The sequence below is a fragment of the Hymenobacter siberiensis genome, assembly GCF_018967845.1.
GTDB classification, from domain to species: Bacteria; Bacteroidota; Bacteroidia; order Cytophagales; family Hymenobacteraceae; genus Hymenobacter; species Hymenobacter siberiensis.
In genome coordinates, this window is sequence record NZ_JAHLZZ010000001.1 from 4066075 (window position 1) to 4078804 (window position 12730).

Annotated in this window: 12 protein-coding genes; 4 read left to right on the plus strand and 8 right to left on the minus strand. The window is 56.8% G+C overall.

From position 1 onward, the window contains the following. Positions 1-146: 146 nt before the first annotated feature. Together KQ661_RS17715 and KQ661_RS17720 are read left to right on the plus strand one after the other, a co-directional pair. Positions 147-311: a hypothetical protein gene (locus tag KQ661_RS17715; RefSeq protein ID WP_216727640.1), complete on the plus strand. Its 165-nt coding sequence runs from the start codon at positions 147-149 to the stop codon at positions 309-311. Positions 312-547: 236 nt separating this feature from the next. Further along, entirely contained in the window at positions 548-1474 is a 927-nt protein-coding gene (locus tag KQ661_RS17720) for a CPBP family intramembrane glutamic endopeptidase (RefSeq protein ID WP_216727641.1), read from the plus strand. Between the two features lie 164 nt (positions 1475-1638). Here KQ661_RS17720 and KQ661_RS17725 read toward each other — a convergent pair whose 3' ends face one another. The 7 genes from KQ661_RS17725 to KQ661_RS17755 form a co-directional block, all read right to left on the minus strand. Further along, entirely contained in the window at positions 1639-2595 is a 957-nt protein-coding gene (locus tag KQ661_RS17725; protein WP_216689589.1) for a transketolase family protein, read from the minus strand. Between the two features lie 105 nt (positions 2596-2700). After that, positions 2701-3063, minus strand: a complete 363-nt coding sequence (locus KQ661_RS17730) for an endonuclease domain-containing protein (protein WP_216727642.1) — start codon at positions 3061-3063, stop codon at positions 2701-2703. A gap of 107 nt (positions 3064-3170) precedes the next feature. Then, positions 3171-4577: a vWA domain-containing protein gene (locus tag KQ661_RS17735; protein WP_235727008.1), complete on the minus strand. Its 1407-nt coding sequence runs from the start codon at positions 4575-4577 to the stop codon at positions 3171-3173. A 147-nt stretch (positions 4578-4724) separates the two neighbouring features. Then, a complete protein-coding gene (locus KQ661_RS17740) occupies positions 4725-5612 on the minus strand; it encodes a transketolase (protein WP_216726601.1) in 888 nt (295 codons plus the stop codon). Positions 5613-5704: 92 nt separating this feature from the next. After that, complete coding sequence (gene bcp / locus KQ661_RS17745; RefSeq protein ID WP_216689594.1) at positions 5705-6154, minus strand: thioredoxin-dependent thiol peroxidase; 450 nt, start codon at positions 6152-6154, stop codon at positions 5705-5707. A 263-nt stretch (positions 6155-6417) separates the two neighbouring features. Next, on the minus strand, positions 6418-8394 hold the full coding sequence (locus KQ661_RS17750; protein ID WP_216727644.1) for a M23 family metallopeptidase: 1977 nt from the start codon (positions 8392-8394) through the stop codon (positions 6418-6420). 168 nt (positions 8395-8562) lie between these two features. Beyond that, the gene (locus KQ661_RS17755) at positions 8563-9177 is read right to left on the minus strand and encodes a fumarylacetoacetate hydrolase family protein (RefSeq protein WP_216726603.1); all 615 of its coding nucleotides are present in this window, start codon (positions 9175-9177) and stop codon (positions 8563-8565) included. Between the two features lie 211 nt (positions 9178-9388). On the opposite strand from KQ661_RS17755, the gene KQ661_RS17760 reads away from it, so the two are divergent. Continuing rightward, entirely contained in the window at positions 9389-10186 is a 798-nt protein-coding gene (locus KQ661_RS17760) for a M48 family metallopeptidase (RefSeq protein WP_216689600.1), read from the plus strand. An 86-nt stretch (positions 10187-10272) separates the two neighbouring features. After that, on the plus strand, positions 10273-10791 hold the full coding sequence (locus tag KQ661_RS17765; protein WP_216689602.1) for a hypothetical protein: 519 nt from the start codon (positions 10273-10275) through the stop codon (positions 10789-10791). Between the two features lie 266 nt (positions 10792-11057). On the opposite strand, the gene KQ661_RS17770 is transcribed toward KQ661_RS17765, so the two are convergent. After that, the gene (locus tag KQ661_RS17770) at positions 11058-12461 is read right to left on the minus strand and encodes a UDP-N-acetylmuramate--L-alanine ligase (protein ID WP_226915627.1); all 1404 of its coding nucleotides are present in this window, start codon (positions 12459-12461) and stop codon (positions 11058-11060) included. Positions 12462-12730 lie beyond the last annotated feature (269 nt).

Sequence of the window (12730 nt, forward strand, 5' to 3'; positions counted from 1 at the left end):
AGTTTGTCGAAAATTCCGCACTTCACTCACTTCGCAACAAGTCTACTGAACTCTTTAAAAATCCTTTAGCGACAGATTTCAATAATGAACTTTTTTCAAAAGATGTAGTACCTAAAATAAAAGCTCTAACTGTTTCTAATAATTTTTTGCTTAAAACATTTGGACAGGTTCAAAATGTGATGCGTTTAGAAAACATCGGCAATAGTAATCAAAGTAAGTATCTAATTAAATATAAAGTTGGTGCAAGGGTTGCGTTAGTTACAAAAAATAATCTTGGACAAATTATTGGCATCGTTTCAGAAGCAGAATAACAGACCGTTGAATACAACGAACGCACAACATGGGGTTTTGTAATAGTTGGGCTTGACGTTGAAACTTCGGCTGTTTGCATCGCTGTACTTTAGTTCGGGCAGACGAATATCTATTTGGCTTTTTGTTGTTAACTTCAACTTTTTATTTCAATTGGGCAGCGGTTCCGGGCTGGACGTTATAAAATATCCCACCTGCAGCAATACCTGTCCGTAGCGGCAAACCTAAACCAACGCTTATGATTAATAGAGAAGGGCAATTCCATCCAAAAAAGGTATGGACATTTCTTGCTTTGACATTTCTTTTAACAGCATTGTTTGACATTACCTCTGTGCTATTAAAAGTATCAGGTAATGCTGAAAGACTATTCACTACAGCCGCCATGTGGTGTCCGACAATTGCAGCACTGTTGACAAAATATATATTTAAAGAGAAGATTAGTGGGTTATTATGGCAGTGGTCAAAAACAAAATATCTAGTTACTGCCTTCTTTATTCCTATACTTTACTCCCTGATTGCTTATTCCGTCATTTGGAGCGTTGGTTTTGGAAAATTCTATAATTCCGATTTTGTTAAAGAAATTGGTGTCTCCTTTGGTATTTCTTCACTTTCATCGGGTTGGATAATTTTTCTGTTTGTGCTGATGACAGGAACCTTTGGTATTTTCAGAAGCGCTTCAGATGCCCTTGGCGAAGAGATTGGATGGAGAGGCTTCCTTACACCTGAACTTTACATCAAGTTTGGTTTTGTCAAAACATCTCTTATTGTAGGCATTATTTGGGCAGTGTGGCATTATACTGTTTTGATATTTGGAGACTATAACAACGGCACTCCTTTTTATTATGGTTTAACGTGTTTTACTGTTATGATTATTTCCTCCAGTTTTATTTTCACATGGTTTACTATTAAGAGTGGCAGCTTGTTTCCTGCCATGATACTTCATGCTACTCACAACCTGTATGTTCAACAAATATTTACGCCACTAACAAAAAGTAATGAAATGACCCCATGGTATATAGATGAGTTTGGAATTGTACTACCTGTAGTTACCACTTTATTTGCTATCTATTATGTAATAAGAAGAAAAGAGCTTAAAACAAAAGCGGCTAATAACTCCAGTGAAATAAGTCAGCCGCTAACATCGGTTTTGCAATATGGTGGCTGAAGAATAAGTGCTGAGCGACGGTACTACTATTGACTTTAGTAATAAATTTAAACTAACGGAATAAGAAATACCACCACATCGCAAAGTCGTTTAACGTTAGCGACAACAAAATAAAAGCCCCCGCAGCAACTTATGCTACGAGGGCTTTTGCTTATCCGGTCAACCTACTTCTTCCGCTTCATCACCGCTTCTACGGCTTCCACGATGGCGGCATCGGTGAGGCCGTATTTCTCCATCAGCTGGTCGGGGGTGCCGCTTTCGCCGAAGCTGTCGTGCACGGCCACCATTTCCAGGGGCAGGGGCTCTTCGCGGGCCAGTAGCTGGGCGATGCTGTCGCCGAGGCCGCCGTTCATCTGGTGCTCTTCGGCGGTGACCACGCAACGGGTTTTGCGCACCGAGGCGAGGATGGCTTCGGCATCGAGCGGCTTGATGGTATGGATGTTGATGATTTCGGCGTTGATACCTTTCTCGGCCAGAAGCTTGCCGGCCAGCACGGCTTTCCAGACGAGGTGGCCGGTGGCGAAGATGCTCACGTCGGGGCCTTCGTTCATTACCCAGGCTTTGCCGATTTCGAATTTCTGGTCGGCGGGCGTGAAGTTGGGCACCACGGGGCGGCCGAAGCGCAGGTACACGGGGCCTTCGTAGTCGGCGATGGCGAGGGTAGCGGCTTTGGTCTGGTTGTAGTCGCAGGGGTTGATGACGGTCATGCCGGGCAGCATTTTCATCATGCCGAGGTCTTCCAGAATCTGGTGGGTGGCGCCGTCTTCGCCCAGCGTGAGGCCGGCGTGCGAGGCGCAGATTTTCACGTTCTTGCCGGAGTAAGCAATGCTCTGGCGAATCTGGTCATACACCCGGCCGGTGCTGAAGTTGGCAAAGGTGCCCGTGAAGGGGATTTTGCCGCCAATGGTCATGCCGGCGGCCACGCCCATCATGTTGGCCTCGGCAATGCCTACCTGGAAAAACCGCTCGGGGAAGGCTTTTTTAAAGGCATCCATCTTGAGCGAGCCGGTAAGGTCGGCGCAGAGGGCGACTACGTTGGGATGGGTGGTGCCCAGCTCGGCCAGGCCAGCGCCGAAGCCGCTACGGGTGTCTTTGGATTCGGTGTAGGGGAAGTCTTTCATGGGTATATTAAGGAGGTTTCGTTAGAACAAACTCCCCTCCTTACCAAGGAGGGGACGTTGAGCCGCAGGCTCAACTGGGGTGGTTGTGGCGTTGAACGGCAAACGTCAGCGCCCACTAAAACTACTTTCAATGGAATGCAGCACGCTATCCAGCGCCGACCAAATTAACTTATTCTCAAACCGCATTACCCGAATACCCGATGCATTCAAATAATCAGTACGCGCTGCATCATGCAAATTGCCGGATGCCGTGAAATGGCCCGCACCGTCTAATTCAACCGCAAGCTTTTCCTGCGGGCAGTAGAAATCAAGAATGAACTCGCCGATGCTGTGCTGGCGGCGGAATTTGCGGTTGGCCAACTGGCCGTTTTTCAATTGGTTCCAGAGGACGACTTCGGCGGGGGTTAGGTTGTTGCGGAGGGTGCGGCGTTCTTCTTTTTTGTGGGGGAGGTTGTTGAGGGTTGTCATGGGGCTGTCATTTGATTCAACGATTCTTCAACGCCTACAACCACCCCAATTTTCACTTTGTGAAAATGTCCCCTCCTTGGTAAGGAGGGGAGTTTTCCGTTCTCACGTCATTTTCCGAAAATGGCTACTGATGTCGTCTGCCCGCTCCGAATGCTAAAATTGCGCACGTCCGTAAACTTGCTGCCGATGCTGGTTTTGGTGCGAAATACCAACCGGTAGGCCCCCGGCTGCATGGGTAGGTTGATTTTGCTGCTGCCACCTTGCGGCAAGTCGTAAATCCAGGTCTGCGACTCGTCATCATTCAACTGATATATGCTGCCGAAGCCTTTCAGGTCGGAGGTAATATTGAGGGTGCCGGGGGCATCGTAGGTGAAAGCGTATTCCTGGCCTTGCTTGATGGTGAGGCGGCGCACGGTGCGCGGCAGGGTCAGGGCTTCCACTTCGTAGTTGCCGGCCAGCAGTTTCTGGCGGGTGCCGAAGGTGCCGGCCGTGACGGTGGCCCCCGCCGGGCTGCGCACCACCGCCCGGATGGTACCATACGGGTTGGGTGTGAGAGGTGGGTTTTGCAGCCAAAGCGTGCCCTGAGGCGTTTTGTAAGTGAGCACGTTGGCCTTGCCGGGCGTGATGGGGATGTTGGCCTGGCGCACGGGCGGCACCGTGTTTATCACGAGGTCGTAGCTCTGGAGAGCGTCGATATCGACGACATCGGCCTTGCCCTGGGCGTCGCGGTAGTGCACGTAGTTGTACTCCGGCTGCTCGGTCACGTTGTTCACGAAGGTCATGTTCACGTTGCTTTCCACGGGCTTGCCGTTGGCGTCGGTGAGATTCACCGAGACGGTGGTTTTGCTCAGCGTTTTGGCAATTACGTCGTTCATCACCGTGCGGAAAGTGGCGACTTCGGCGGCGTTGTAGTACTGGCCGAGGCATTCGAGCTGCTTGCCGAAATCGCGCTCGGCCCCGATGCCGATGACGAAGGGCTTGAGGAAAACGTGCTTGCGCTGCAGGGCGATGGAAGCCGCGCAGGGGTCGCGATTGCACGATTCGAGGCCGTCCGTAATCAACAGCAGCACGTTGCGGGAGGACTTATCGGTGGGGAAATCGTTGGCCGACTGCTCCAGCGAGTACGTGATGGGCGTATTGCCCTGGGCTTTCAGCTCGGTCAGCTTTTTCTTGATGGCCACCGCGTTGCGCGGAGCGAAAGGCACTTCCAGCCGGGAGTCTTCGCAGTTTTTCTCGGCATTGGGATATTGGTGGCCGTACACGCGCAGGGCTATTTCCAAGTTGGGATAGGTGTTGAGGGAGTCCACCATTTTGCTGAGCATGCGCTTGGCCACGTTCCAGCGGGGCTGGCCTTCCCAGGGGGCCATCATCGAGCCCGAGGCATCGAGCAGGAAAAGAATGCGGGTGACCTTGGGCTTTTCGAGGGGGGCGTTCTGGGCGTGGGTGTTAATGCTCCATAGCAGCAGCAGCAACGCCGCCAGGCGCAACCTCACCCCCCCGGCCCCCCTCTCCAAAAAAGAGGGGGGAGCTTTACGATTTTGCTTGAACAGGAACGTAAAGCTCCCCCCTCTTTTTTGGAGAGGGGGGCCGGGGGGGTGAGGTTGACGTAAGGCGCAGGACCGCATCAGCGAAATCTCGGTTAATCAGCGAAAATCAGTGATTTAGTAGTCGCCTTCCGTCCCGGTTTTCAGCTCATCGAGGGCGGTGGCCAGCTGGGCATCGTTCGGTGCTACGCCGTGCCACTTGTGGCCGTCCATCATGAAATCGACGCCGAAGCCCATTTTCGTATCCATTACGAATATGACGGGCCTGGCTTTGCCGGTGGCGGCCACGCAGTTTTCGAGCAGGGGAATCAGGGCATCGAAGTGGTTGCCGTCGCCTTCGATGACGTGCCAGCCGAAGGCTTTGAACTTCGCCCCAATGTCGCCCAGACCGCCGATTTCATCGGTCGAGCCGTCAATTTGCTGGCCGTTGCGGTCTACGATGGCAATGAGGTTATCAATTTTGTGGTGGCTGGCGTAGAGGGCGGCCTCCCAGTTCTGGCCTTCTTCGAGCTCACCGTCGCCCATGAGCACGAACACACGCTGCTTGTCGCCGTTCATCTTTTTGGCCTGGGCCGCGCCGCAGGCCACGCTCAGGCCCTGGCCCAGGGAGCCCGAGGCTACCCGAATGCCCGGCAAGCCCTCGTGGGTGGTGGGATGGCCCTGGAGGCGGGAGTTGAGCTTGCGGAACGTGCTCAACTCACTGATGGGGAAGTAGCCCGAACGCGCCAAACACGAGTACATGGTGGCCGACGTGTGGCCGTTGGACAGGAAGAACAGGTCCTGGTCCTTGCCGTCCATATCGAAGGGCTCGGGGTGGTGCTTCATTACTTTAAAGTAAAGCGCGACCAGCAAATCGGTGATGCCGAGCGAGCCGCCGGGGTGGCCCGAGTTCACGGCATGCACCATGCGCACGATGTCGCGGCGCACCTGGGTGGCAATTTCCTTCAGCTCCTCGTTTGATTTCTCGGGCTGTTCAACAGTTTTGGTGGTGGTGGTATCGGCCATGTCGGGAATAGTTGGGTTCGGTGGGTAAAGGTAGTAAACGGCGGGATGGGCCAACGGGCCCTTTCGGGGCAAAATAGTGCTGCCGACTGCCGCTACTTCAGCAGTTGGGCGGCGTGCTCCTTGGTGTCCACTTTCTTGATAACCTGCTCAATCAAGCCGTTTTCATCAATAAGGAAAGTGGTGCGAACGGTGCCCATGTAGGTCTTGCCGTAGTTTTTCTTCTCCTGCCACACGCCGTAGGCCTGCACGATGGTTTTGTCGGTATCGACGAGCAACGGGAAGGGCAGGTCGTACTTGAGGGCGAATTTCTGGTGGGCCGCCGCGCCGTCGATGCTCACGCCGATGACTTTGATATTGCTGGCTTTCAGCTCCTCCTGGTGGTCGCGCAGGTTGCAGGCCTGGGCGGTGCAGCCGGGGGTATCGTCCTTGGGGTAAAAGTAGAGGGCGACTTTCTGACCGCGCAGCTCGTGCAGGCTGATGGTGTTGCCGTCCTGGTCCTGGGCGGTGAAATCGGGGGCGGGTTGGCCGGGTTCGAGGGACATGATGGGAAGGGTTTTTGAGAAGAGTAAGACGGTCAAAACTCCCCTCCTTACCAAGGAGGGGATGCTGGCGCGAAGCGTCAACTGGGGTGGTTGTGGCGTTGAACGGCTGGCGAAATGAATGCAATAAATGTAATTTAAGCGCTTACGGGAATTGACTGGAAATCGTGCGGATGCCATGCAACGCTACAACCACCCCAGCTGACGCTTCGCGCCAGCATCCCCTCCTTGGTAAGGAGGGGAGTCTTATTCGCACTTCTCCGCTACTACAAGCTCAGCGGAATCACCCGCTCATTGCCGGCCTGGTCCGTCAAACGCAGTTCGGCGGGGCCTTTCAAGCGGGCACCCAGCGTATCGGTCGGCACCGAAAACAGCGTGGAATTCTTGTGTTCGAAGCGCAGCATCCGGAACCGCCCGCCCACCAGCAGGCGGTAGGTAGCCAGGCCGGAAAGGTCGTCGCCGACGCGGAAGAGCACCTGCCCGCCGGGCCGCCCGATGAGGCTGCCCTTAGGGGCCACGGTATCGGTGAGAATGCGGTAGGAGGCAAACTGGCGGATGTTGGCCGTGATGTTGCCTTGCTCGTCCCACTTGCCGCCCAGGTAGGCTTTGCCGCCCTTCAGCGTGGCCGCGTAAATGGCAGTGCGGGCCGGATCGGCGGGCGGGGTGGTGGGCTTGAGAGTGAGGGTGGCCGTGTGATAGAGTGGAATGAGCTGCGCGCCCACCGTCCAGAAGCCGCTGCCGATGGGCTCGGGCTTGTAGCTGGTGCCGAGGTAGATGTTGCCGAACAAGGTTTCCTTGCCGAACATCACGTTGAGCTTGGCCGTGGCGTAGTTGGTCTCCTTGCCCGCCGGAATCATCACCTGCCGGTCGAACTTCTTGGTGATGGTGCCGAAACGAATGGAATCGGGCAGGCCGGCGCGCAGGTCGTAGAGGTACACGGTTTCGCTGTTCTGGGTGTAGCTCGGCTTGATTTCGAGGCGACGGTTGCCGCGCAGCAGCACCAGGTTGGCGCCCACCGAGTCGGCGCTGGGGTCGGCGGCCACGGCTTTCAGCAGGTTGCGGGTCACCTCGAAGCGCAGGGCGGGCTTTTTCACCACGGCGGCGCGGGTTTTGAAGTAGGCCGGCTGCTCGCCGCGCAGCACCAGGTGCAGGGCCGTCTGGTTGTTGTAGGAGTCGGCCAGGGTGATGTCGACGTTGTATACCTTACCGGCTTCCACGGTCAGGCGGCCCTTGGTGGGGCTGGTGGTGGCGTACATCAGCAGGTCGTTGCCATCGTCTACCCACAGCTTTTGCAAGGTGCGGCCCTGGGTGTTCTGATACAGGAAATCGACGAAATTGCCCACCTGCCGGGTGCCCGTCGGGAAGGGAATCGCATCGATGTTGTGCTGGTAAAACGGCTGCCCGTTCACCGTCATGGCCACCCGCTGAATACCGTTGCGGTTCCAGGCATTGTCAAACCTATCGAAGCCTTGCACCAGCACGCCCACCGTGCCAAAGGCACTGATGGTATCGGCCCAGGTAGTGGCCACGCCCGGCCCCGGCTGCACTTTGGGCGCAAACAGCGCCTTGGCAAACACGTTCTTCACCCGCGCCTCAATAGACAGCGGCTCCAGCGCAAATGCCTGCAGCGTAGGGGCTACATGGTCCTGAATCTCGGGGAAGCCGCCCCATTGCAGGGGGTTGTACTGCCGGTCCTGGGCATCGCGCACTTCCCAGTGCAGGTGCGGGCCGGCCGAGCCGCCGGTGTTGCCGCTCAGGGCCACCAGCTCGCCACGCTTCACCGGAAACCGGTCCTTCTCGAAGAAGGCTTCCAACTCGTAGCTCTGCTTGTCGTACTGCCGACGCAGCAGCTCGGCCGCGAAGGCACCTTTGAACTCGTTGAGGTGGCCGTACACGGTGGTCAGACCATTTGAATGATTGATATAGAGCACGTTGCCGTAGCCAAACGACGACTGCTTGAGACGCGACACGTAGCCATCGGCGGCGGCGTACACGGGCTGGTTTACCCCGCCGCCGGTCTTGATGTCGAGGCCACCGTGGAAATGGTTGGGCCGCAGCTCGCCCATGCTCCCGGCCAGGAAGCCCGGCTTGCCCGGCGCAATCGGAAACATAAAATACCCCGGCGCCACGGTAGCCCGCCCGGCATTCAGCAGCTCGCCGGGGGCGCGGTCGCGGTCGGAAGTGTCAGCCTCCTGCCCTCCTACCCGCCATGCCAGCAGCACCAAAAACACACTTCCTATCAACCGCGCAGTTAGCTTTCCCTTTTGCACAATAACGCTTCTTTTAATTCAGCTAATACTTTTCATAAACGGATGTAGAGACGCATCCTTATGTCTCCGGCACCGCGCCAATCAGACTCGTTCACAGCCCAACCGTTCAACGCCAAGCCGCCAGAATGCGTCTCTACATCCCTATCGAATGCCCAGCTCCAGCAGCTTCTCCCCTTCCAGGAAGCCTTCCAACTGGTCGCCCATCTGCACGGGACCCACGCCGGCGGGCGTACCGGTAAAAATAAGGTCGCCCATTTTCAGGGAGATGTATTTTGATACGAAGCTGATGATTTTGGCGAAGGGGTGCAGCATCAGGCCGGAGTTGCCGGTCTGGCGGGTTTCGCCGTTCACGGTGAGATGGAAATTGATGTTGGCCAGGTCGGCAAACTCGGCCACGGGCCGGAAGGTGTTCGAAATCGGGGCCGAGCCGTCGAAGGCTTTGGCCAGCTCCCAGGGTAGGCCTTTTTTCTTGAGCTCGGCCTGTAAGTCGCGGGCCGTGAAGTCGATACCAAGGCCAATGGCATCGAAATAATTGAGGGCAAACGACTCGTCGATGTGGCGGCCGTTCTTGCTCACGCGCAGCACCAATTCTATTTCGTGGTGAATGTCCTGCGAGAATTCGGGGATGAAAAACGGCTGGCCGCGTTGCAGCAGCGCCGTTTCGGGCTTCATAAAGATAACGGGCGCGGAGGGCACCTCGTTGTGCAGCTCGGCAATGTGGTCGGCGTAGTTGCGGCCGATGCAGATGATTTTCATGGCGACGGGAAAGGCGGGTCGTAGATAAGTCAAAACTACGGCTCCCCGCTGGCTTACGGCCATCGGCCGGCCCATTTTTACGGCCCGCCGGCCTGGCCCGGCCAAAACTTTACCCCGCCCTGCCCCCGTATAGCCCGAAACGGCTGCCCGCGCCGGAGCCCGCCACGTTGGCGTGGGGCCAGCGCATTCTTCCACTTTTTCACTCATGCTCATGCTCAAAAAACTCACCCTCGTGGCCAGTCTGGCCTTGCTTTCCGCCTGCTCTACGGTGCCCATCACGGGCCGCCGCCAGCTCAGCCTCGTGAGCGACGGCGAAATCAACACCCTGGCTTCCACGCAATACCACGAGATTATTGCCAAAGGCCCGCTCTCCACCAACTCGCAGCAGGTGGCCATGGTTCGCACCGTGGGCCAGCGCATTCAGGCGGCGGTGGAAACCTATTTCCGCCAGCAAAACGCCTCCGACCAGCTGGCCGGCTACCAGTGGGAATTCAATGTGATTCAGGACGACAAGCAGCAGAATGCCTGGTGTATGCCCGGCGGCAAAGTGGCCGTGTACACCGGCATTCTGCCCATTACGCAGAACGAAAACGGCCTGGCCGTGGTAATGTCGCACGAAATCGCGCACGCCGTAGCCAAGCACGGCTCCGAGCGCATGAGCCAGGGCCTGCTGCAGCAGTTGGGCGGGCAGGTGCTCTCGGCCGCCCTTTCGACCAATGCTCCCGCTACGCAGCAGCTGGCGTTGCAGGCGTTTGGCGTAGGCTCGCAGCTGGGCCTGTTGCGCTACGGCCGCAACCAGGAATCGGAGGCCGACCACCTGGGCCTGATTTTCATGGCCATGGCCGGGTACAATCCCGACGGCGCTATTACGTTCTGGCAGCGCATGGATGCCCGCGAGAACCAAGCCTCGCCGCCCGAGTTCCTTTCTACTCACCCCTCCAACGGCACCCGCATCGCAGATATTCAGCGCGAATTGCCGGAAGCGCGTAAGTACTACAAGGGCCGCTAGGTAGCGGCTCCCAAGGCCCAACTTTTTGCTATTCTACTATGAAGCTTTTTTCGCGTTTGCTTGGGTTGAGCCTATTGAGTATTTCAATGCTGTTGCTGGTCATGTCGTGCGAAAGCACCAAACAGGCTACCAGTGAGTTCGGCAGCCCCAACCGCATCAAAGGCGAAGTTATTGCCAAGCCGGAAAGCCGGCAAATCGTGCATTTCACCGACAGCTCCACGGAGTATAACACGCCGCGCAGCGAGCTGGCCCAAGCCTTCATCCGGCAGTTTGGCGATGGCACCGTAATCGATAAGATTCAGGTGCGCAAAGCCCCCACCGGCCCCGACGAGCCCATTAGCTACTACCTAATTGGCATGGGCCTGCGCAACGGCATGTTTCGGGCCATGGCCCTGCCCCTCACCGCCGGCGGCGACAACACCTACTACCTACGCCCCACCGCCGAGCGCTACACCATCACCGGCCAGGGCTGCCCCATGTGCTTCTTCAATTTTGAAAACGGACGCATCGTGGGCACCACCTGCGGCGAGAAAGTGGGCGGCAGCACCTGCGACCTGAAAGTGAACATCAACAATTCGCTCTTCTCCTCGGCCCCTGTCAAATGAATACGCGCAATAAATGGCTGCTGCGAGCCGCGCTCACGGCGCTGGCCCTGCTCATCACCACCGATAAGAAACCAAAAAAGCCCGCTGAATAGCGGGCTTTTTTGGTTTCTTATCTACTCCGGTCCGACCGCCCTAGGCGGTCCGACCGGTTGAAGAAAGCACGATTTGATGCAGACCGGCAACCAGTTATAAAAAACACGTTCCAATAGACAACGACAACCGGTCGGACCGCCTAGGGCGGTCGGACCGGAGCATGACATATTCAATCAACCCACAATTTCTGCCGCCAAGCCATTCAAGTCCAACCCGTCGAATGTGCCCGACGACATGAGCAGCAGGTTGGTATTGTCCCAGGTCTGGCTTCTTAAAAATGCGGCCAGCTCGGCGCTATCGGTTATCACTTTGATATCCGGCCGCTGGAAAGCCTGGGCCACGGTGGCAGCGGCCAGCGGCGGCAGGCGCTTGTGCTCCAGCACGTGGGGGTTAAAGTAGACCACGGCCACGTCGGGCGCATCGAAACAATGCGCGTACTGCGGCAAAAAGGCCGGGTTGAGGCTGCTGAACGTGTGCAGTTCCAGGCAGGCCACCAAACGGCGCTGCGGAAACTGGGTCTTCAGGGCCGTGGCCGTGGCCTTTAGCTTGCTGGGAGCGTGAGCGAAATCCTTATATACCACCGAAGTAGTGCCTTCGCGCACCAGCTCCAGCCGCCGCGCCGCGCCGGGGAACGTGGCCACTGCCCGGAAGAAATCCTTACCCTTGATGCCCAGCTGCTTACACACCTCCTTGGCTGCCGAGATGTTACGCAGGTTGTGCTCGCCGAACACCTGCACGGGCACTTCCTCGTCCTTTTTCGTGATGAGGAACGTGCGGCCGTCGCGGATAACGTTTTCGTGCGGGCCGTAGCCGATGTAGGTCACGTCGGGGTTGGTGGGCACGGCGATGAGCTGGGTTTGCTCGTCGTCGCGGTCGTAGATGAGCACGCCGGCCTTGGGCGTCATATCGGCGAAGATGCGGAACTGCTCGCGGTAGATTTCCTCGGTCGGAAACACGTTGATGTGGTCCCAGCTGATGCCCGAAATCACCCCAATATGATGCTGGTAGAGGTGAAACTTGGGCCGCCGGTCTACCGGCGACGACAGGTACTCATCGCCCTCGATGATGATGATGGGCGCGTCATCGGTCAGCTGCACCATCAAATCGAAGCCCGCCAGCTGGGCCCCCACCGCGTAGTCGAACTTGCGGCCGTGGAACCGCAATACGTGCAGAATGCAGGCCGTGATGCTGGTTTTGCCGTGCGAGCCCCCGATGACGATGCGCTGCTTGTCGCGGCTGGCTTCGTAGATGTACTCGGGGAAGGAATAGATTTTCAGGCCCAATTCCTGGGCCCGCAGCAGCTCGGGGTTATCGGGCCGGGCGTGCATGCCCACGATAACAGCCGAGAGGTCGGGCGTGATGCGGGCGGCATCCCAGCCTTCCTGGGCGGGCAGCAGGCCGGCGGCGGCAAGGCGGCCTTTGGCGGGCTCAAAAATCTCGTCGTCGGAGCCCGTGACGTGGGCACCCCGGCGGTGCAGGGCCAGCGCCAGATTGTGCATAATGCTGCCGCCCACCGCGATGAGGTGAATGGCTTCTGGGTGGATTGCTGATTGCTGGTTGCTGGTTGCTGGTTCCAAAGGAGTTGATTCAGGACACTTTAAGCTGGATTCTAAACACTGATTTGTACCCCGCCATCCGAAAAGGCTAAGGGGGAGTAGCGGCTAACGTAGCTAACGTTCAACCAGCCACCAGAAACAAGAAACCAAAAACTATTTCGGTGGGGCGCGAAATTACAAACTACCGGCTGCCGCCGCCATTCCATAACCAAAAGAATCGAATTTGTCCACCAATCTTTTCTCCGTTGGCGGGGTTAGCTTTGTATATATCACGGCCGGCCCGGTTTTAT